Genomic DNA, 20,709 nt, shown 5'->3' with positions numbered 1-20,709 from the left:
GTGCCCCCGAGTTACGCCGCGTCGTCGCCGGCGTCCGCGCCGTCGGTCGACTCCTCGGTCACGGTGACCCAGACGTACGCCGAGCGGTACGCCGTGTCGGTGCTCGGCTCCGACGGCGCGTCGCCCTCGTACAGGTAGTACGTGAGTCGGAGGTCCTCGCCGGTCAGCGTCGGGGCGAAGCCGTGGCGGGTCCGCCACGTCTCGCCGTCTTCGACGGTCTCCGTCCGCGAGCCGAGCGCCTGTCGCTCGACGACCGTCGTCTCGCCGTTCGCCCGCTCGACGCGCTGGAGTTCGGCCACGAGCGTGTAGCTCGTCGCCTCCCCCTCGACGTTTTCGACGGAGACGAACAGGGCGGTCTGTTCGCCGACCGTCAGCGCCTCGGGGTAGTCGGCGGCGACGAACTCGCCGCCGGCGTCCTGCGTGAGAAGCGACAGGCTCGAATACGACTCGCCCGTTCCCGGCGCGACGAGCGCGTAACTCAGGCTCGCGACGGCCAAGAGGACGGCGGCGGCGAGCGCGACGTTCAGGAGCGAATCGACCCGCGAGGGCCGGTCGAACGACCGGACCACGTCGGCCCACCAGCGTCGAATCGGAACGTGGAACCGCTCCGTCTCGGGGAGTCGCCGCCGCCGGACTTCGCCGACGGCGAGGCCGACGACGACGACCGCCGACAGCGCGGCGATGACGGGCGCGGCGTCCAGACCGACGCCGGTCCAGAGGAGCGCCAGTCCGACGATCGGCAGCAGCGCGACGCTCATCCCGAAGGCGAGCGCGAAACGCTCTCCGAGGCCGAGGTCGGGTTGCCACTCGAACCGACCGAACGACGGGCCCTCGGCGGTCGCGCCCGCCGACCCTGCGGGGAACAGCGCGAGCAACAGCGCGTAGCCGGGCAGAAACAGCAGTACGGGGAGTCCGACGAGGGCTTGGGCGATCGGAACCACGTCGAGAATCGCGACGAGACTACTCGAAACGACGACGGCCAGCGCGAGGGGCACGTCGAGCGAGAGTTCGCCGAGTGCCCGATTCAACCGCCCGTTGCTGTGTGATGTTGACCCCATTACTGGATAGATGACGCGTCTAGGGTGTTGTTATTGAGCGCCTCACACCTCCGTTTTCGCGGGTACAAGGTGACTAACTCCCGGGTATCTCGCGCTCTGTGACCTCGTCGGACGCATGTTCGTCTCTCTCGTCGTTCTCGTCGGCACCGCCGCCGCCGCGAGCCGGCCGCGGGTCGGTCCGTGCGCCCCGCTCGAACGACGCCGACGGCTCCGCCGCGACCCGTAACCGTTCGTTTTCGCGGCTGTCGAGGAGCATCGCACCCCCGAGCGACCCCAGACCGCCGAGGATTCCGGCGAGGGACCGCCGGTTCGCGCGGTTCCTCGACGCGACCCCGGTCGCCAGCCGGAACGCACCGGCGAGGAGGCTCACGACGCCGAGCGCGTAGAGGGCGGCCACCGGATGGACGCCGCCGCCGAGGTACCGCACGCGGAGCCGCCAGAGGAAGTCCCTGAGCAGGAGGAACGACAGCCCGGGGACGAACGTCGAGTACCTGATGCCGCTTTCCTCGTCGCCGTAGCGCGCGCGCATCGGCACGGTCGCCACCCGCTTTTCGGCGACGTTCAGGTTCACGAGCAGGTCGTTCAGGAACCCGTACTGGTCGTACAGCCGGTCGAACTCCAGCTCCGCGAGCGCGTCCGCCGAGACGGCCGTGTAGCCGTTCTGCGGGTCGCGGATGTGCCAGTAGCCGCTGGCGATGCGCGTCAGCCCTGACAACAGGAGGTTGCCGAACAGCCGCCACGGCGGCATCCCCCGGCGGGTGTCCCGCGCGGCGAGTCGGTCGCCGACGGCGTAGTCGGCGTCGCCGTCGACGACGGGGTCGATGATGGCGGGCATGATGTCCGGGTCCATCTGGCCGTCGCCGTCCATCACGACGACCACGTCCATTCCGTCGGCGAGCGCGCGCTCGTAGCCGGTCTTGACGGCCGCGCCGCGCCCGCGGTTGACCGGGTGTCGAATCGGAACGACGCGCCTGTCGAGCGACGCGCCGCCGTCGGCCGCGGCGACGACGGGCGCGGCCACTCGCTCGTTCGCGCGGGCGGCGTGCCGTCGAATCACCTCCCACGTCCCGTCTGTCGAGCAGTCGTCGACGACGTACGCGCGGTCGACGAACGCGGGGAGCGTGTCGATGACGCCGCCGACGAACCGCGCCTCGTCGTACGCGGGCACGACGACGCCCACGGCGTTACCGCGATACATCGCCCCTCGCGTGCGACCCCTGTGTTGCCCGCCGAGCGCCGGCCGGTCCGCCGCCGTGAGACGGCGCTCCCGGCGGCGACGAATCGAGTCGGAGAGTGCGTAGGAACATTGATACTTCGACCCGCTGATTGGGCCGTTCGGGTCTTTGTTAGTCGTCAGCAACACGTACGAAAACACGAATTTCAGGCGTTTCGGACGGTTGGAACGGGTGTCTAACGTTCTCGGACACGTGACTGACAGTCTCCGAATCACGTTCGGAACGACTGTCCGGAAAATCAGTATATCGGCGCGCTCGGGTCGGCGTGCCGACCGCGTTTCTGTGCGACCGCGTTTCTGTGCGACCGCGTTTCTGTGCGACCGCGTTTCTGTGCGACCGCGTTTCTGTGCGACCGCGTTTCCGTTCCGAGCGAGTCGCCGCCTCAGACGGAATCTCGAATCGAGTCCCAGTAGCTCGACGCCGTGACCACGTCCAACCCGAGTTCGTCTACGTAGTCCATCGTCTCGGCGAACGCCGCCGGGCTGATGGAGCGTCCCTTCCCGGTCACGTCGTGGTACATGAGCACCGCGAGCTGGTTGTACTGCGCGGCGAAATCGAGCGCCCGCTTCGCCTTCTGCACGTCGTCGCCGTCGGTTCGGCCGACGATTTGCGGGTCGGACACCGGGCCCGTCGGCCCCCCGACCGTCACGAATCCGAGGTAGTGGTAGTCGCTCGCGGCGTCGAGCGCCGATTCGTCGTACCGGCCGTACGGCCAGATGATGAAGTCGGCCCCGCGTTCGAACCCGTTTTCGACGAGCCACGCCTTCGACTCCCTGATACTCGCGCGTTGGTCGGCCGGCGAGAGGTCGCGGAACGAGTCCGACCGCTGGGGGTGGCTCACCATGTCCCAGCCGGCGTCGACCATCTCGTCCATCCCCGACCGCGGGATGCGGTGGCTCGACCCCACGGTCCACGGGATGACGCCGACGACGCCGGGGAAGCCGTGCGACTCCAGTATCGGATACGCCGTGTCGTACTGGCTCCGGGTGTTGTCGTCGAACGTAATCATCACCTCGCCCGCGTCGGCGCGCGGTTTGGCCCGGAGGGAGTCGACGTAGAACCGCGCCGTCGTGCCGCCGCCGGTGTACAGTTGGATGCTTATCTCGGTGACGTTGGACAGGTCCGGCGACCCGGTGACGCGCCGCGGCCCGAGGTCGAGGCGCTGCCAGCCGGCCGCCCAGACGTGGCGGCCGAGAAGCAGCGTGTTGTCGTAGTCGGGCGCGGCGAGGCGAACGGTGATGCCCTCGGTGTCGGGCGTTACGAGATTGACGGCCAGCGAGAGGTCCGCATCGGAGAGGTCGATGCCGCCGTCGAACGTCCGGTAAATCCACACCCGTTCGTCGGCGGGCGTCGCGTCGAGGCGGAGCGACTGCGACCCGCAGTAGACGACGTCTTCTTCGACGGCGTACCGCCCCGCGAACGTCCCCCAGAGGCGCTCGTCTTCGAAGTCGTCGACGAGCCACCCCACGTCTCTGAACCGCTCTCGGCTGTTGAACGCGACCGCCAGCGGGTCGCCCGCCGCGTCGACGCTGGGGTCGTCGTAGCTGAATCGCGGGGTCGGAGTCGGCGTCGGCGTCGGCGGCTCGGTCGTCGCGGTCGGCTCGGTCGCGCCGGCCGGTTCCCCGCCCCTCGCGACGCACCCGCTGAGCACGGCGGCGCTCAGTCCAAGATATGAACGCCGTGACAGATTCATACGGATAACTGTCGTCACGAGTGGATAGTAATGCGACTCGTAATTTCAGTAGTCTCGGACTGAAACGTCGAGAACGGCGGATACGCCGATTTTGACCGGCCTTTTCGAACGTCTCCTCCCTCTCGTTTCGCCGCCGCCAGCGAGCCTCGATTCCGCGTCCCTCGCGCCGTCAGCCGCGGTTACACACCGTTTACCAATCACCTTCCCCGTCCAACTGACTGGAAACATGTTCAACCGACGTTGGTCCCTCTCTCTCCCGCTTTCATCTCGCCCTTTGCGGCGACTCGATGCCGCCGCGCGACGGACGCTGGACAGCCACCCGGAACGCCCCGAGCGCGCGGAGGTCTCCCGCCGGTGAAGCGCAGAACCTACCTGAAGACGCTCGGCGCGGTCGGCGTCGGTACCGCGCTCGCCGGGTGCAACACGCCGGACGAGGAATCGCCGACCGAGACGGCGACCGGGACGCCGCCAACCGAGTCGACGCCCACGCCCGAACCGGACCTCACCGTCCTCGACGCGGTCGAAGACCTCGGGATGGACCCGACGGGACAAGAGCCGGTCGACGACATCCTCGACGGGACGTACGGCGACGACACGGCCATCGAGTTCCCGCCGGGCGACTACCTCATCACCCGCGAGCACGACTGGGACCGCGGCGTCTCGAACTTCCGGCTCGTCGGCCTCGGGGACTCGCACACGGACGTACAGTTCGTCTTCCCCCCGGCGGACCCCGGCGAGCGGTTCCGGATGCTCCGCATCACGAGCGGGACAGACCACGTCCTGCGGAACTTCTCTATCCAGCAGACCGACGACGACACCACGAGCGCCGACATCTGGCTCGCCAACGACGACGGCGCGCTCATCGAGGACGTCGAGTGGCTCGGTCGCACCCCCACCGACAGCCACGCGCGCGACCAACTGCTGTTGTTCGACTGTACCTCGGTCGAGGGGGTCAACGTCATCCGCCGCGTCTACATGCGCGAGGGCGCGGCGCTCCCCGGCTATCCGAACGGCGTCGCCGGGATTCGCATCACCGAGCGGTCCGTCGGCGAGGTCAGGATGATAGACTGCCACATCGAACAGCTCGGGTCGTCGTCGTTCCGCGCGACCCACACCCGCGGCGTCCTCCGCGTCGAGGGCGGGCTGTTCAAGAACAACGACAACACGAACATGCGCATCTCCGCGGGCGACCACCCCACGAAGACCTCGTGGATCAAGGGTGCGACCGTCATCGTCGACGCGGACAACCTCAACGAGCACGCGCGCGAGGGGGACCGACTCGACAGCCCCGAGGGCCTCCGCATCGACTCGACGGGCCACGGGTACACGGGCGTCCTCATCGAGAACTGCGACTTCATCTTCCGGTCGAGTCCCTCCTCGCCGGGCATCATCACCGTTCCGACCTACGGGAGCCACGGCGGCTTCACGATGCGTAACTGCCGCATCGTCAACGACACCGGCGTCCAGACCATCCACGCGGGGCCGGTCGACACCGACATCGCGCGCGAGCCGTGGGGGATGGTCCTCGAAAACGTCACCATCTCGGGGGCGTGCGAGAGTCAGCCCTACGGCTCTGCGGTCGTCGTCGACAAGAACCGAAACGGCTCCCGCATCGTCGATAGCTGCATCTACCTGCCGAACGGTCGAGTCGGCGGCGTGCTCGTCGACCGCGCGTCGGGCTGCTCCATCGAAAACACCAGCATCAACGTCAGCGGCCCGCCGACCCGGACCCGCGGCGTCGAACTCGCCCTCGACGACGTGTCCTACACCGCGACCTGTGCGTTCCGCGACGTGAGCCCGCGCGTCGGCGAAGGGCCTCTCGGAACTCCCACTCGTCGGTAGTTCGCCGCGGCCGGGTGTCCCAGCTCTCGCCGAGGGTGCGTGCAAGACGTAGCGGACGCGTTCAGCAACTCCCCGTCTCACCGGTCAGAACAGTAGCAAACCTTACCCAGTAGTATGTTCTACCAGCGAACATGGCCACGTCGGTAAAGATGGACGACGACACGAAATCCCGTCTCGAACGGTTACAGGCCGAGATTCGGCTCAAGACCGGGACGCGAGTGACGCAGCAGGAAGTCTTGGCACGGCTCGTCGAGAACGCCGTCGAGTCCAAGGCTGACCTCATCGACTCGTTCCGCGAGAAGCGCGTCCCGCTTTCGGAATCCGAGCGCGAGCGGTTCCACGACGGGATGGTCTCGTCCGGCGTCACGACGACGGAAGAGGACATCGACGACGTGCTGTACGGATGAGCGTCTTCGTCGACACCGGCGTGTTCTTTGCGCACCACGATACGGATGCCGACCGGCACGACCAGGCGGTTAGCGCATTCGACGAACTGTTCGACGGGGAGTTCGGACAACCGTACACGAACGACTACGTCCTCGACGAGACGGTGACGCTCACGCGCGCTCGAACGGGTTCGTTCGAGGCAGCGGATACCGTCGCCGGTCGTATTCTCGGCGAGGAACCGTTTCCGAACGTGTTCGAGATGGTTCACGTCGAACCGGACGACGTCCGGGCGTCGCTGGAGACGCTCCGTCGATACGAGGACCACGACCTCAGCTTCACCGATGCGACCATCGTCTCTCTGTGTGAGTCGCGTGGCATCGACGCCGTGTTGAGTTTCGACACGGATTTCGATGGGCTCGTCGACCGCATCGAACCGGGGTACCGGTAGGTTTCAACAGCGCCACGACGAGCGCCGACCGAAAAAAGAGCGGTCCGCTCAGCGACCCCTGAAGTTGAGTCCCGGCGTCAGCGTGATACCGGTCCTCGGCTCTTCCGATTCGTCGCCGCCGCGGTCGTGGTCGTCGGTCGATTCCTCGGCCTCGTCGCCGCGGTTGAACAGCGCGTGGTGCACGTAGCGGGCGAAGGGGACCGGGTCGTCGAGGCGCGCGAGGTCGAATCTCGGCTCGCGGTAGATGGACGACGCGACCTCCCAGACGGTCTTGACGAGCGACGGGCGCTCGACGAGCGGCGAGTCGTCGCGGCGGACGCTCATCACGTAACCGAGTTCGCCCCAGAGGTAGTGGGTGCCGACGCCGAGTTCGTACCCCGGTTCGATGCGGTGTTTCTGCCCGGTCGCCTGCAGCCAGTAGTAGTACGGGAAGTCGGCCCCGGCGCGGACGGTCGAGGGCAGCGACTGCCACATCCGGGGGTTGATTTCGATGAGTTTGAACTCGCCCGTCTCGGCGTCCTTGAGGTACTCGATGCACGCGAGGCCGTGCCACTCGATGTGGCCGAGGAGCGTCCGCGCGACGGATTCGAGTTCCGGGTCGTACACCGAGGTCCGGTAGACGCCGCCGCCGCCGGTGTAGGAGTTCCCGCGAATCTGGAGGTGCTGGAACGTCGCGAGGGGTTCGCCGTGGTCGTACAGCGCCGCGAACATGAACTTGTCCTCGGTCGGGACGTAGTCCTGGACGATGGGGTCGTGTTTCATCTCGGCGAATATCTCGTCTCTGTCCGGGCGGTCGCCGGGCCGGACGTGGTGGACGCTCTTGACGATGTCGTACTCGTGGGGGTCGTAGCCGTCGACGTACTCGCCGGCGACGACGTTGTACCGCGGCTTGATAATCGAGGGCTCGTCGAACGACTCGACCTCGCTGAACAGACGGGTCCGCGGCATGGGGACGCCGGCCTCGACGGCGGCCTCGTAGAGGAGCTTTCGGTCGTGGACCCGGCGGAGCGTCTCGAAGTCGGGGACGACGAGGTCGACGTACCGCTCGAACTCGTCGCGGTACTTCGAGAAGACGTAGCCGTCTTCGGGCCGCGTCGGGATGACGGTCTTCACGTCCGGTCGGGCGGCGATGCCGACGAGGGCGTCCTTGTAGGCCACGAGGTCGTCTTTCGGGGCGGGGATGCGGACGAGTTCGTCGCAGAATCGGGACGAGGCCGCCGGCGTGTCGTCGTGTTCGGAGGCCATGACCGTGTGGATGCCCCGTTCGCCGAGCGACCGGACGCAGGTGTAGTTGCCCGACGGAACGAGTACCGAACCCCGGGCGTGCGCGCGCTTGGACATGCTTGAACCGTCGCGCGATGACCGAATTAGTATGGGTCCGCTAACGGATTCGGGGTCGAAGACGGGGACGGGTTCGTCACGCTCGACTCGGTGGCCGGCGCGCCGGCGTCCGCCCGAGACGGGGCCGGACCGCGCCGCCGCGTGAACGTCGCGCCGGTGACCGACCTGTGGGTTCGAACGCGACGGACCGGATTCGATTCCTGATAGTCGAGGAATTCGACGGTTTCGAGTCGGTTATCCACAGCATACCGGGGTGTTGGCGAGACCGCCGCTCCGGTCGACGGACCTGCCGAGTCGGCGAGGCGGACGCTCTCGACAGAAGAACAGTTCGGCGCGGTGCCGAGCGAGGCGACGCCTCAGGCGGCGGGCGGCCTCAGAGCACGTCGTCGTCGAGGCCGCCGGGGTCGCCCGCGGTGTCGAAGAGGTTGTTCTGGGCGCTCTGGACGAAGTCCGACTGGACGCCGCCCTCGTCGTCGACGGGGGCACCGTAGGCGTCCATTCCCATCGAGAGGAGCTCCTCGACGGCCTGTTCTTCGCTGATGAACTCTTCGTCGACGAGCTGTTCGAACTCGACGAGCAGTTCGTCCGGGAGATTGACTTCTACGACGGGCATAGAATCGCGTTCGTGCTCGACATACTTGAGCAACCGGGTGTGAGTAATCGCGTGTTGTGGCCGCAATCGGTCGCCGCGGCTGACACTCCGGGTCGAACGGCAGTCGCAACCGCGTGAATTATCAGCGCCCGCTCGGACCCTCCACGCGACGACCGGCGTCGATTCCGCGACGCCGGTGACCGAGAACATCGACGTGACCCGCGACACAGACCCGGCGACCGACGACGACGCCCCCTCAGAGAGCGACGAGCTCGGCTGGCTTCCGGAGCGCGTCGAGCTGCCGAGCGACGAGTGGGTCATCTACCCGCCCGGCGAGCCGCGGCCGGCGAACTTCGCGCTCCGCTTCGAGAAGGCCGTCCCCGCGGTGCTCGTCGGCATCGACCCCGGCGACTCGCTGGGCGTGCACGTCCTCCCGCATCCGGGTGGCCTCTCCGTCTCCGCCCGGTTCGGCGGCCTCGTCGACGACTCGCTCCGCGAGTTCGAGCCGCCGGCGTCGGACGACGAGCGCGAGGCGGTCGCCGCGTGGGCCCAGACGTGGGTCGAGCGCGTGGACGACCGGGCCGAGCGGGCGCGCATCCGGGCGGCCTGCGCGCCGGTCCCGAACGCCGGCGACCGCGTCTCGCGGGCGCTGTTCGACCACTTCGGGAGCGCGGACGCCGTCGCGGCCGCGGTGCTCGAACGCGACACCGCCGCGCTCAGGCGCGCGTCGGGCGTCGCCGAGCAGACGGCGACCGACTTGGTCGTCCACTACGGCACCGACGCGGAGTGGGAGCACTACCGCCGCCACCGCGACGCCGCCCCGTGACTCAAATCGCGATTTGACTCTCGCGTAGGGTTATTCCCGTCCGCGACGATTACCGAGTATGTCCCTGACACGACGCACCGTCCTCGGTTCGACCGCCCTCCTCTCGTTCGGCCTCCTCGCAGGCTGTGTCGGCGACGGTGGGTCGGACGACGGAACGACGACCGACGACGAGACGACGACTGACGACGAGACGACGACCGACGACGAGACGACGACCGACGAGCCGACGGACACGACGGACGACCTCCCGGACGGAAACGGCACCGACGACGGGACCGGCGGCACCCGCCCGTCCGGCGGCCCCGGAATCTCGCTGGTCGGCGTCGACGACGCGCCCGACGTGCCCGTCGAACACGACGTCGAGATAACGGAGGACCTCGCGACCGACGAGCACCCGCCGCAGGTCCGCATCACGCTGACGAACACCGGCGACGAGACGGTCGAGGTCGGCGAGGGGAGAACCGTCTTCTTCCAGTACGTCTCGGACACGACGAACGACCTCATCTTCCTCCCCGCGGACGGCGAGTACCCCGCCGAGGCGGGCTGTTGGCGGCTCGAAGACCACATCGCCGTGACCGATGAGTACCGGGTTCTCTCGCTCGAACCCGGCGAGTCCCGGTCGGAACTGGTGGACCTCTACGGCGTCGCCCAATCCGAAGACGAAGAAGCGAGCTGTCTCCCGGTCGGCGAGTTCCGCTTCGAGGCGGACTTCGCCACCGGCGGGCTCTCGGGGTCTGACGACGAGCGGCAAGAAGCGACGTGGGGGTTCTCGCTCGCGCTGGAGTGAGGACCGCGGGTACCGAACACGCCCCAACGCCGTCGAATCGGGGGCTACTCGGCTCCCTTTGCGGCGGCCGAGTCCGAGACGACCGACCAGTCCGAGGGGTCGATGTCGCGGCCCTCGACGGCGCTGTGTTCGGGATACGCCGTCATGACGAGATACGTCGCTCTCCCGGAGAGGTAGTCGGTCAGTCGCCCGAGGTTCTCGTCGGCGATGCCGCCGAGGCGGTCCACGAGCATGACCGGCACGCGCTCCCCCACGTCGAACGCCTCGTAGCCCGCGAGCGCCGTCGCCAGTCCGAGGAGTTCGACCTCGCCCTCGCTGAGCGCACCGAGCGACGCCTCACGGCCGTCGCGGGCGACGACCAGTTCGAACTCGCTCGTCAGTCGCGCGCTCTCGAACCCCGTCTCGAACAGCGGGACGATATCCCGAATCGCGGCGTCGAACGCGTCTCGTGTCTCTTTCTTTACCTCTTGTTTCCGCCGCCGGAGACGGGTTATCTCCTCGGTCAGCGACTGTCGCTGCGAACGCAGTGATTCGAGCTTTTCGGCCTCTGATTCGGAAGATTCGAGTTCAGACCTCGCGTCGTCGAGCCGCGCTTTCGCGTACTTCAGGTCGCTTTCGATATCGGTCACCTGTCCGACGTCTGATTCGATTCGCTCGCGGAGGTCGTCGATGCGCTCGGCGAGTTCGGCGTCGCGTTCGCGCGCGTCGTCGAGGCGGCGTTCGAGGTCCGACCGGCGCTCGCGTAGCTCCCGAACTTCGGTCCGAAGCTCCCGTTCGCGCCGGCGTCGCTTCTCGCGCGTCTCGACGCGCTCGGTGAGTTCCTCGACGCGCTCTCGGCTGGCTTCGGCCGCCGTGGTTCGGCGTTCGATACGCTCGGCGAGTTCGTCGAGCCGCTCGGTCACCGACGAGGCGTCCGTCTCGGCACCGCAGACCCAACACGCGAGTTCGTCGTCGACGAGGCCGTGTGTCACGTCGGTCAGCAGTTCGGTCCGGTCTTCGGCCACGACGCGGCGGTTCGCGTCGTAGACGCCACGCAGGAGTTCGATATCGCGTTCCTGCCGGTGGAGTTCCCGCTTCGCCGCGTCGAGTTCGCGCGCCAGTTCCTCGTCGTCTTCCACGTCGAGTCCGTCGAGTTCCTCGCGGCTCGATTCGAGTTGTTCTCGCACCCGCTCGGCGGTCGATTCGAGCCGGTCGATGCGGCTCTGGACGCGGGAGCGCTCCGCGCGGGCGTCGCTGAGCGCCTCGCGCGTCTCGTCCCCGCCGGCGGCGTCCGCGGACGCCGCGCGCTTCGCCTCCAACTCCTCGACCTCGGCTTCGAGTTCCGACACCCGAGCGGCCAGCGTCGGCAGGCGGTCGGCGGCGTCTTCGGCCTCGGCGAGCGCCTCGTCGACCCGGTCGCGCTCGCGGCGCGCCGCGGCGATGTTCGCGTCGATGTCCTCGAAGTCGAGCGGTCGCGTCAGGAGGGGTTCGAGGTCGTCGCCCTCGCGGACGGCCCGCCGAATCTCGTTTTCCTCGCCGAGGAACGCGAACAGATCGGCGCAGACGCGGTCGGCCTCGTCTGACAGATACGGCTTCCCGGTCGTCCGGACGCGCCCCCCGTCTCGGGTCAACTCGACCGCGTACTCCCGTTCGTCGGTCGAAAGCGAGACGCGCCCCTCGGTCGCGCCCTCGGTCAGCGGCGAGGCCGTCCCGAGGGCGGTCGCTACCGCGGCGAGGAAGCTCGATTTCCCCTGCCAGTTGCTCGCGCGGACGGCGTTCAACCCCGGTTCGAGCGTCGCGCTCCCGCGCCGAATCCCGGCGACGTTCTCCACGTCGAGCCGCCAGCTCATGCCATTCCGACAGCCGCGACGAGTTCGAGCGCCGCCCCGGAGAACTCGCCGAGCGCGAGGCCGGCGCTGGAGAGCGCGCCGATGGGGAGCACCGCCCGGAGCCGCCCGCCCGAGTCGGCCCCGCCGTCGGGCGCGACGCCGGTCTCGCGGACGGCCTCCTCGGCCATCTCGTCGGCACCGACGTGGTGCTCCTGACAGACGAACCCGCGGTCGAGCGCGTCTTCGAGCGGGACCCGCGTCGGGCACTCCGCGCAGGACACCTTCACCTGCACGTCGACGCCGGCGTCTCCGGCTCCGGCGAGTCGCCCTTTCTTTCCCAGGGACGCGAGCGCCGACTCGGCCTTCTGTCTGACCGTCTCGCGCGCGATGTCGACGCTGTTTCGCTCCCAGTCCGAGGACGCCTCGACGGTCGGCTTCTCGCCGTCGAGACAGTCGTTGAGGTGGCGTCGCATCGTGCTCCACGACGCCATCGCGCCCGTCAGCTCGTCGGCGTCGATGCCGTCGGTGGCGAGGTCGGCGGCCACGTCGCCGTAGTCGAGGTCGTCGTCGCCGACGAGGGCCTCGTACTCCGCGTCGAGGCGCACGTCGGTCACGTCGCGACCGTTCCGCTCGTAGACGCGCGCGAGCAGTCGCTTGTTGAACCACGTCGTGAGCGACTTGTACCCCTCGCTTTCGCCGCCGTCAGCCCCGGTCCACCGCGCCAGCAGATAGTCGTCGATGGAGTCGTACCTGCCGGTCGGCGCGGCGAGCCCGTACCGTTCGATTGCCACGTCGACTTTGCACATTGTCTCGTTGCACGAAACTGGTGGCGCGACGGTAATAAGACTACGCTTGGCGGACGGATGGCCCCGTTTCAGTCATCGCGGCCGCGTTCGTCTCGTCGTCGCGTCTCCGGTCCTCGCTCGTCTCCCTGCCGCTCCGCCTCTCGCCGTTCTGCTTCCCGTCGCTCGTTGCGCCGTTTGGTCCGGAACTGTCGGAAGCGCTCTTCCTGTTCGCGCTCGTCGAGATACTGCCGGATGTACTTCCGTTCGGCCTCCAACTCCGGGATGAGCCGCTGGGTGAGGTAGTTGACGCGGAGCCGAAGCCGCCGAATCTCCGCGAGGAGCCGCAGGAGGACCGCCCGCATCTCGGCCAGTCTGACGACGTCCTCCACGACCGACTCGTAGGACCCGACGAGTTCGTCGTCGAGCGCGCTCGTGCCGAGGACGCCGTACCCCCGCCCGTCGAGCGACCGCCGCGCCGACGTGCTCATGAAAAACGGGACGGTCAGCCCGACGAGCTTCGTCTCGGAGACGATGAGCTCCGTGTGGGAGTCCCGCGCCTCCGACAGCGCGCGAAGCGCGATTTCGCCCTCCCGCTCAGCGCCCTGCACGTGGAGTTCCGCCGCGTCCCGGAACGCCTCGTCGGTCTCGCGGCGCAGTTCGGTCCACCGGTCCAAGAGGTCGAGGAGGACGAAGACGAGACTGTCGCGTCGGCGTTCGAGGATGTGTTCCCCCTTCCGCGCGAGCGCTAACTCGTCGGTCACCGAGAGTAACTCCCGGCGCGTCGGGGCCGTCCGTCGGTGTCGCCGATTTGGCATTGTCTACGCTATGGTCGTTCTGACGGTTGATATACTTGTGTCACCGACACGTACCCGGCCGATTTGGCAAGGACTAAGCCTTTGTCACGACCGACTCGAACACGAGTATGTCCAGACACGCGGCCGCCGAGTCGACGCGCCCGGCGGTCACGGCGACGGCCGTGAGGAAACAGTACGGCGACACCGTCGCGGTTCGGGACGTGTCGCTCGACGTTCGCAAGGGGGAGGTGTTCGGTCTCATCGGCCCGAACGGGGCCGGGAAATCGACGCTTATCGGCCTGCTGACGGGGACGCGAGTCCCGACCGAGGGCTCGGTTCGGGTGTTCGGCGAGTCGCCGACCGCGGTCGACCGTTCGCGGATGAGCGTGCTCCCCCAGGAGTTCTCGCCCCACCGGCGACTCACGGGCCGCGAACTCGTCTCCTACTACGCCGGGCTCTACCCGGACCCGCGACCGGTCGACGAGGTGCTCGACCGCGTCGGCCTCGACGCCGGGGACGCGGCGACCGCCTACACCGACCTCTCGGGGGGCCAACAGCGTCGCGTCTGCGTCGGCGCGGCGCTCGTCAACGACCCCGAACTCCTGTTTCTCGACGAGCCGACCACCGGCATCGACCCCGCGGGCCGCCGCGACGTGTGGGACCTCGTCGACTCGCTGGCCGACGGCGGGACCGCCGTCGTGCTCACCACGCACTACATGGCCGAAGCCGAACACCTCGCCGACCGCGTCGGACTCCTCACGGACGGCGAACTCGTCCGCGTCGGTTCGCCCCGGGACCTCGTCCAGCGCTTCGGCGGCGAGACCCGACTCGCGGTCCGGACCGAGCGCCCGCGAGCGCTCGACCTCGACGCGACGCCCCTCGACGGCCGCCGGTACGGCGACTACGAGTACCGCTTTTTCGACGCCGGTCCCGACGACCTGACCGCGATGCTCGACCACCTCGACGCGGCCGACATCGCCTACGAGGAGGTGAGTCTCGTCCGCCCGACGCTGGAGGACGTGTACCTCAACCTCGCCAGCGAGCGCGGCCACGACTGCATCGCCAGCGCCGGTCCGGCGGGCCTCGCCGGGAACGCCGAGGTGACGCGATGACGGCGACCGAGACGGGCGGAACGGACGAGACGGCCGCGGCGGCCGAGACGAGAGAGGCGGCCGACGGCAGTCAGGCTCGCGGGTTCGCCGAGGCGACCCGCCGGGTCCGCGCGGAGGCCGTCGCCGAGACGCGCGCGTTCCTCCGGCGGCGGACGGCCGTCTTCTTCACGTTCTTCTTTCCCGTCTTCATCGTCCTCATCTTCGGCGTCCTCGTCAAGACCGGCGCGACCGGCGGCCTGTTCTCCCGCCCGGACGCGTACTACCTGCCCGCGTACCTCGGTGTCGTCGTCGTGTTGACGCCCCTGTCGCGGGTCGGGAGCACCGTCGCGCGAAACCGGGCGTCCCGCCGCTTCGAGAAGTTGGCGACGACGCCGCTGTCGCGTCTGGAGTGGCTCACCGCCCACGCGGCCGTGAACGTCGCGCTCATCGGGCTCGCGGGCGTCCTGCTCGTCGGCGTCCTCGCCGCCGTCGGCGACCTCGGCGCGGCCCCCTCGCTCGGCGGCGACGCGCTGGTCGTCGCCTTCCTCGTCGTCGGCATCGCCCTGTTCTGCGGGCTCGGCTCGCTCATCGGCTCGCTCGCGGACTCCGAGGACGGCGTCATCGCCGCCAGCAACGCCGTCGGCATCCCGATGGTCCTCCTCGCGGACACGTTCGTCCCCGCGTCCAGACTCCCGGCGGCGCTCCGCCCCGTAGTCGACGCGCTCCCGCTCACCTACTTCGCACGCGGCGTGCGCGCCGCCGTCGCCGGCGGCGAGCTCCCGACCGCGCTCTCCGACCTCGCTATCCTCTGCGGCTTCGCCGTCGCGCTGTTCGCGCTCTCGGCGCGACTGCTCCCGTGGCGCGAGTGAGACCGCTCACTCGCCGTCACCGTTCCGGACGTGGTAGTCGTCGCGGCGGCGCTTGAACCACCGCGTCGCCCACGAGATGACGCCGAGGTCGCGCTTCGCCATGATGACCGTGCTCGCGGCGTCGCGGCCGACCGTCTCCGGAATCGCGCCGAAGACGAGCTGCTGGAGCAGTCCCTCTCTCGTCGCCCCGATGACAGTCAGGTCGAACTCCTCGGTCGCGGCGACGATGGTCGCCGCCACGTCGTCGCCCTCGCGGACCGAGGTCGTCACCCTGACCTCGTCGTCGCCGACCGCCGCGGCCGTCGAGTCCACCCGGCGCTGGGCGTCCTCGCGGTCGCTCTCGTCGGCGTCGGGTGCGACGACGTTCATGACGTGTATCTCGGCGTCGTTGGTCCGCGCGATAGCGCGGCACACCTCCGCGGCGAGTTCGGCGTGCGGGCCGCCCGCGGTCGGCAGGAGAATCGAGTCCACCTCGCCGTCCGTCGGACCGATGCGCTCGACGAGCACGTCGCAGGGGGCCTTGGTCACGACCTCGTCGACGTTGCTCCCGAGGATGTAGTCGCGGCGGCGACCCCGGCCGCGCCAGCCCATCAACACCGCGTCGCTGTCGTGTTCCTCGATGGTGTTGAGAATGGCCGTCCCGGCGTCGTGGCCCAGTCTGACCGTCCCGCTGACGGGCACGTCGGCGTCGGTCGCTAGCTCCATGACCGACGAGATGGTCTCGCGCTTCTCGTCGACGAACCGCCGCCCCTCAGAAATCGGCGTCTGCGACGGCACCTCGACGGCGCTCATCACGAGAATCTCTGCGTCGCGGTCGCGGGCCACGTCGATGGCGGTCCGCATCAACTGCGCCGCGTTGTCGGGGTTGGCAATCGGGACGAGCACCTGCGACTCGCGCCGCTCGGGGGCGCGTTCGGTCACGACGGTCGGGGTCTCTTCTTCGAGCTTCTCGGCCTCCTTGCCCTCGGAGTAGCCGTAGTACACGACGAGCCCGAGCGCCATCCAGACGGCCGTGGTCACGAGCGCGACGAAGCCCTCAGACCCCGCGCCGAGCCCCGGCGTCAGCCCGAGTTCGAGGAGCAAAAACGGCGTCAGGATGAACTGGAGGACGATGCCGATGAGCGGGGGCCACGGCATGTACGGAATCTCGTACGTCCGCGGGAGGTCGGGGTGGGTCGCCCGCATCTTGACGACGGTCCAGTTCACCTGAATGAACAGGAAGATGAACATGATGTCGGCGGCGGCCGCGACGCTCTCGATGGGGAGCAACACGGCCATGAGACCGATGAGGACCGCCGAGAGACCGATTGCCCAGTGGGGCGTCCGCTTGTCGCCGTGGATGCGCCCGAAGAAGCCCGGGAGGACGCGGTCGCGGCCCATGGCGAACGACACCCGCGACGAGGAGTAGATGGTCGCGTTGAGCGCGCTCATCGTCGCCGCGAGCCCGGCGAACAGGAGCAGCGGGACGCCGTACGGGACGAACTGCCCGGCGGCCTCGATGATGCCGAGTTCGCCGAGGTTCCCGAGGACCTGCCACGTCGGCGCGGCGGTCGTGAGTCCCGCGCGACTCGCCAGTTCGGCGGTCACGTCGATGCCGCCGATGGCCGCGAAGGCGACGAGGACGTAGATGGGGACCACGATTGCCATCGAGTAGAACACCGCCTTCGGGACGTTGGTGCCGGGGTCGACGACCTCCTCGCCCGACTGGACGATAATCTCGTAGCCCTCGAAGGCGATGTACGTGAAGCCCATCGCGCCGATGACGCCGACGAGGCCGTTCGGCGCGAACGACGGACTGTCGAGGAACGTCGCCGTCCAGTTCGGCTCGCGTACCGTCGCCAGGATGCCGAACGCCACGAAGACGCCGAGGATGAGAATCTTGATAGTCGTGACGACGACGCCCGCCTTGCCCGTCTCCTCGGCCCCGCGGTAGTTGATGTACGCGAACGCGAGCACCATCACGACCGCGAGCAGTTTTTCGACGAGCAGGCGGTCGAGCAATCCGAACAGGGCGAACCCGTCGGGCAGGCCGGCGAACACCACGAAGAACTCGGTCAGGAAGACGCCGAAGGTGACCGCGTAGAGCGCACAGGCGACGGCGTGGGCGAACCAGCTCATCCACCCGGCGTAGAAGCCGTTGGGGTCGGCCAGCGCCTCTTTCACCCAGAGGTAGCCGCCGCCCGCCTCGGGGAACGCCGCCCCGAGCTCGGCGTAGGAGACGGCGGTGAACATCGCCACCAGCCCGTTGAGTATGAACGCCACCGTGAGCGCCGGGCCGGCCAGCCCCGCCGCGAATCCGGTCAGCGCGAAGACGCCCGCGCCGATCATCGCGCCGACGCCGATGAACGTGATGTCGGCGAGGCTCATGTCGCGCGAGAGTTCCGTTTCCACCGACTCCTCTCCGGGGGCGTCGCCGCCCCCTGCGGTCGATTGCGTGTCGGCCATCAGGTGGACTCTCGAAGGGCGGACAGAAAAACCCCGATGGGTGACGGCTCGGATTCGAGCCGTCGTCGCCGGGTTCTCACCTGCAGAATACGGGTCTCTTTCGACCGGGTGCGACTCGGCGCGCTAGCCGCCGAACATCGTCCGCATCATCGGGTGCATCTCCATGAGCTGTTCCTCGGCGATTTCCTCGTACAGCTTGTACGTGATAGAGACCGTGAGGAGGAGCGAGGTCCCCGAGACGCCGCCGATGGTGCCGAGCATGTTCGCCATGACGGCGAGCAGGCCGACGAGGACGCCGCCGACGACCGTCACCTGCGGGATGTACCGCTCCATGACCCGCTCTATCACCTGCGGGTTGCGGCGGAAGCCGGGAATCTGCATCCCGGAGTTCTGAATCTGCCGCGCGGTCGCCTCCGGCCCCATGTCGGCGGTCTCGACCCAGAAGATGGAGAAGATGGCCCCGCCGACGAGCATCAGCGTCAGGTCGATGGCGACGCGGACGAGAATCTGCCACGGCTCTTGGGACGCCGACCCGAGCCACCACATCCACTGGCTGGGCGCGTGAATCGGGTTCAGGTAGTAGAACAGGCCGCCGGTGACCTGCCCGCTCGTGTACTGGCCGAGCCACGCCGGCATGCCGGCCCACTGGCTGTTGAGGATGCGCCCGAGGAACTGGACGTTCGCCTGCAGCGCGCGGACGAAAATCATCGGCAGGACGCTCGCGTAGATGAGCTTCACGGGGAAGCGGCCGCGAGCGCCCTTCACGCGGGCGTGAGAGAGGGGAATCTCGACGCGGACGCTCTCGGCGTAGACGACGATGCCGAAGATGAGAAGCGTCGTGAGGAGCGGGACGATGCCCCCCACGCCGAACAAGAGCGCCTGTATCCCGCCCGCCGTCGCGAGCGACGGGACCGTCTCGGTCCCGGCGAGCACGTGGACCCACTCGGAGACGATGCCGGTCGTCGACGCGCCGATGGCGGGGTCGGCGAAGAGGCCGCCGACGAGACGCTGGCTGACGCCGGCGATGATAAAGAGGCCGACGCCGGAGCCGACGCCCCACTTGCTGACGACCTCGTCCATGAACAACACGAGCGCGCCGCCGGCGAATATCTGCGCGAAGATGAGCCACTTCACGCCGACCGCTCCGACGCCGAGGGCGCTCGCGACCGCCGGGTCGGCCGGGAGGTAGCCCCCGGCGAAGACGATGGGGAGGCCTTGGAGGGCGATCATCCCGAAGACGAGCAGTTTCTGGAGGCCCTGATAGAGGATCTGGTCGCCCGGGTCGTCCGTGTCGAGGCCGAGCAAGTCCCCGCCCTGTAGCAGTTGGAGGACGATGCTCGCGGTGACGATGGGACCGATACCCAACTGGAGGATGGTCCCCTGTCCCCCGCCGAGGATGGAGCGGAACTGCCCGAAGATGTCCTGACTCCCCGTCCCGACGCCGAAGAGCGTGACGTTCGTCAGGAAGAAGTACAGGACGAGAATGCCGGCGGTCCAGCCGAGCTTTCGGCGGAACGGGACGTGGCCGTCCGGGCGGGCCACGGCGGGCATCCGACTCAGAACCGGTGCTGCGGTGTCTTTCCAACTCATGGTCGAGTGCGAGTGGCTGTTGGCGATTGCATGGTCTGTCGCGCCGACCGGCGTCGTCACTACGCGAGCGGCGTCCGCACGGGACGCCGTCGCTGTGCTCGCGAATCGGCGGTTCAATCAGTCGTGGCCAGTCGTCGCGTATAATTGTATCGATGCGGTGACTATCCGTCCGCCGACGTCGGTGTCGACGGGGACGCCGCGGAACCGGCCGTCGGAACCGACTCGTCGAACGACTCCCGCGGTTCGGCGTCGACGACGCGGAGGGGACGCCGCCGCCCCGCCCGGTCGAACGCGGCCACGCAGTCGTCGTCCCACGGCGGGACCGCGACGAGGACGACCTCGCGGAGCGTGTCGCGCTTCGTCGCCGCCAGCGGCCCCCACGGGTGCGAGACGAACTGCCCCGGCGTCCGCCCCGGCGCGGTCGCGAGGTCGACGCCGAAGACCCCCCGGACCGCCGCGCCGGCGCTCGGGTGGACGAAGTGGCTGAACACCGGTCGGGTCGCGTCGAGCGACTCCGCCCCGTCTAACTCGCCCGCGGCGGTCGTGCCGAGCGAGAGCGATTCGCGGCTCGGTTCGGCGCGCGCCGCGCGGTCCAACAGCGCGTCGAGCAGTCCGCGAGTGACGTAGACCGCGCGGCGCGTCGGGTCGCGTTCCGGGCCGACGCGTCGCCGAGCGCGACGCGGCCCGACGAGTCGGGTGGCGACGGCGACCCACCAGAGGCCGACGCCCAGCACCTCGGCGTCGCTCGCGGCCTGTAGCTCCCACGGGGGATGCGGCAGTCCGAGTCGAAGCGTCGTGACCTGCACGGCGAGTCCGAGGAGGACGAGGACGGCTCCGAGCGCGGTGACGAGGCGAGTGAGGCGGGCGACGGAATCGCGGTTCATCGGTGTGCTGTGGTCGGGCAGTCGCGGTGTCGTTTTCGGTTTGGCAATCGCTTAGTGGTTGTCGGCTGTTTCAGAGTGTCACTCCTTGAAAAAGACTATAAGCGTCCACGCGAAACCCCCGATTGCCGTGTTCCACGGCCACGAAGCGGCCAACCGCTACCCATCGTCTTCGATCCGATAGCACCCCTCGGTGGTTTAGCCTGCCCGGTGTCGCCACCGTTGACCGCTTCGACA

At 68.6% G+C, this 20,709-nt stretch carries 18 protein-coding genes; 7 read left to right on the top strand and 11 right to left on the bottom strand.

Annotated elements, in window-relative coordinates; translation table 11 throughout:
• Positions 1 to 11: 11 nt before the first annotated feature.
• From FY251_RS07545 to FY251_RS07530, 3 genes are all read right to left on the bottom strand, one after another.
• Positions 12 to 1,058: a DUF1616 domain-containing protein gene (locus FY251_RS07545; RefSeq protein WP_148414159.1), complete on the bottom strand. Its 1,047-nt coding sequence runs from the start codon at positions 1,056 to 1,058 to the stop codon at positions 12 to 14.
• 73 nt (positions 1,059 to 1,131) lie between these two features.
• Positions 1,132 to 2,256 carry a glycosyltransferase family 2 protein gene (locus tag FY251_RS07540; protein ID WP_148414158.1) on the bottom strand — a complete coding sequence of 375 codons (1,125 nt, stop codon included), beginning with the start codon at positions 2,254 to 2,256 and terminating at the stop codon, positions 1,132 to 1,134.
• Between the two features lie 419 nt (positions 2,257 to 2,675).
• Positions 2,676 to 3,944, bottom strand: a complete 1,269-nt coding sequence (locus tag FY251_RS07530; protein ID WP_148414252.1) for a polysaccharide deacetylase family protein — start codon at positions 3,942 to 3,944, stop codon at positions 2,676 to 2,678.
• 576 nt (positions 3,945 to 4,520) lie between these two features.
• Here FY251_RS07530 and FY251_RS07525 point away from each other — a divergent pair.
• The 3 genes from FY251_RS07525 to FY251_RS07515 all read left to right on the top strand — a co-directional run bounded on the left by FY251_RS07525 (position 4,521) and on the right by FY251_RS07515 (position 6,663).
• Complete coding sequence (locus tag FY251_RS07525) at positions 4,521 to 5,828, top strand: hypothetical protein (protein ID WP_255516640.1); 1,308 nt, start codon at positions 4,521 to 4,523, stop codon at positions 5,826 to 5,828.
• A 131-nt stretch (positions 5,829 to 5,959) separates the two neighbouring features.
• Positions 5,960 to 6,235, top strand: coding sequence for a hypothetical protein (locus FY251_RS07520; protein ID WP_167344169.1), 276 nt, complete (start codon positions 5,960 to 5,962; stop codon positions 6,233 to 6,235).
• Positions 6,232 to 6,663, top strand: a complete 432-nt coding sequence (locus tag FY251_RS07515) for a type II toxin-antitoxin system VapC family toxin (protein ID WP_089781100.1) — start codon at positions 6,232 to 6,234, stop codon at positions 6,661 to 6,663. The genes FY251_RS07520 and FY251_RS07515 overlap by 4 nt, the downstream gene beginning before the upstream one ends.
• 48 nt (positions 6,664 to 6,711) lie before the next feature.
• Here FY251_RS07515 and FY251_RS07510 read toward each other — a convergent pair whose 3' ends face one another.
• Together FY251_RS07510 and FY251_RS07500 are read right to left on the bottom strand one after the other, a co-directional pair.
• The gene (locus FY251_RS07510; RefSeq protein ID WP_148414155.1) at positions 6,712 to 8,004 is read right to left on the bottom strand and encodes a carboxylate--amine ligase; all 1,293 of its coding nucleotides are present in this window, start codon (positions 8,002 to 8,004) and stop codon (positions 6,712 to 6,714) included.
• Positions 8,005 to 8,377: 373 nt separating this feature from the next.
• Positions 8,378 to 8,617, bottom strand: a complete 240-nt coding sequence (locus FY251_RS07500) for a hypothetical protein (protein WP_058572429.1) — start codon at positions 8,615 to 8,617, stop codon at positions 8,378 to 8,380.
• Between the two features lie 193 nt (positions 8,618 to 8,810).
• Between FY251_RS07500 and FY251_RS07495 the strand changes: the two genes are divergently transcribed.
• A complete protein-coding gene (locus tag FY251_RS07495; protein WP_148414251.1) occupies positions 8,811 to 9,422 on the top strand; it encodes a hypothetical protein in 612 nt (203 codons plus the stop codon).
• Positions 9,423 to 9,480: 58 nt separating this feature from the next.
• Positions 9,481 to 10,209, top strand: coding sequence for a hypothetical protein (locus tag FY251_RS07490; protein ID WP_148414153.1), 729 nt, complete (start codon positions 9,481 to 9,483; stop codon positions 10,207 to 10,209).
• Between the two features lie 44 nt (positions 10,210 to 10,253).
• On the opposite strand, the gene FY251_RS07485 is transcribed toward FY251_RS07490, so the two are convergent.
• From FY251_RS07485 to FY251_RS07475, 3 genes are all read right to left on the bottom strand, one after another.
• On the bottom strand, positions 10,254 to 12,038 hold the full coding sequence (locus FY251_RS07485; protein ID WP_148414152.1) for an archaea-specific SMC-related protein: 1,785 nt from the start codon (positions 12,036 to 12,038) through the stop codon (positions 10,254 to 10,256).
• Positions 12,035 to 12,808 (bottom strand): rod-determining factor RdfA, encoded by a 774-nt coding sequence (rdfA, locus tag FY251_RS07480; protein ID WP_255516632.1) that lies wholly within the window; start codon positions 12,806 to 12,808, stop codon positions 12,035 to 12,037. Before rdfA ends, FY251_RS07485 begins: the two co-directional genes overlap by 4 nt.
• A gap of 83 nt (positions 12,809 to 12,891) precedes the next feature.
• Positions 12,892 to 13,617, bottom strand: coding sequence for a V-type ATP synthase subunit D (locus FY251_RS07475; protein WP_148414151.1), 726 nt, complete (start codon positions 13,615 to 13,617; stop codon positions 12,892 to 12,894).
• 107 nt (positions 13,618 to 13,724) lie between these two features.
• Here FY251_RS07475 and FY251_RS07470 point away from each other — a divergent pair, with 107 nt between their 5' ends.
• Both FY251_RS07470 and FY251_RS07465 read left to right on the top strand, forming a co-directional pair.
• A complete protein-coding gene (locus FY251_RS07470) occupies positions 13,725 to 14,708 on the top strand; it encodes an ABC transporter ATP-binding protein (RefSeq protein ID WP_148414150.1) in 984 nt (327 codons plus the stop codon).
• Positions 14,705 to 15,556: an ABC transporter permease gene (locus FY251_RS07465; protein WP_148414149.1), complete on the top strand. Its 852-nt coding sequence runs from the start codon at positions 14,705 to 14,707 to the stop codon at positions 15,554 to 15,556. The genes FY251_RS07470 and FY251_RS07465 overlap by 4 nt, the downstream gene beginning before the upstream one ends.
• A gap of 6 nt (positions 15,557 to 15,562) precedes the next feature.
• On the opposite strand, the gene FY251_RS07460 is transcribed toward FY251_RS07465, so the two are convergent.
• The 3 genes from FY251_RS07460 to FY251_RS07450 all read right to left on the bottom strand — a co-directional run bounded on the left by FY251_RS07460 (position 15,563) and on the right by FY251_RS07450 (position 20,475).
• Positions 15,563 to 18,001: an amino acid permease gene (locus tag FY251_RS07460; RefSeq protein WP_148414148.1), complete on the bottom strand. Its 2,439-nt coding sequence runs from the start codon at positions 17,999 to 18,001 to the stop codon at positions 15,563 to 15,565.
• A 123-nt stretch (positions 18,002 to 18,124) separates the two neighbouring features.
• Positions 18,125 to 19,591: a preprotein translocase subunit SecY gene (gene secY, locus FY251_RS07455; protein ID WP_148414250.1), complete on the bottom strand. Its 1,467-nt coding sequence runs from the start codon at positions 19,589 to 19,591 to the stop codon at positions 18,125 to 18,127.
• 161 nt (positions 19,592 to 19,752) lie between these two features.
• Positions 19,753 to 20,475 carry a hypothetical protein gene (locus FY251_RS07450; protein ID WP_148414147.1) on the bottom strand — a complete coding sequence of 241 codons (723 nt, stop codon included), beginning with the start codon at positions 20,473 to 20,475 and terminating at the stop codon, positions 19,753 to 19,755.
• Between the last annotated feature and the right edge of the window lie 234 nt (positions 20,476 to 20,709).

This window comes from Haloferax sp. KTX1 (assembly GCF_902410085.1).
Lineage (GTDB): Archaea > Halobacteriota > Halobacteria > Halobacteriales > Haloferacaceae > Haloferax > Haloferax massiliensis.
The sequence above is the reverse complement of the archived record's forward strand: the minus strand, read 5'-3'. Positions and strand labels throughout refer to the sequence as shown.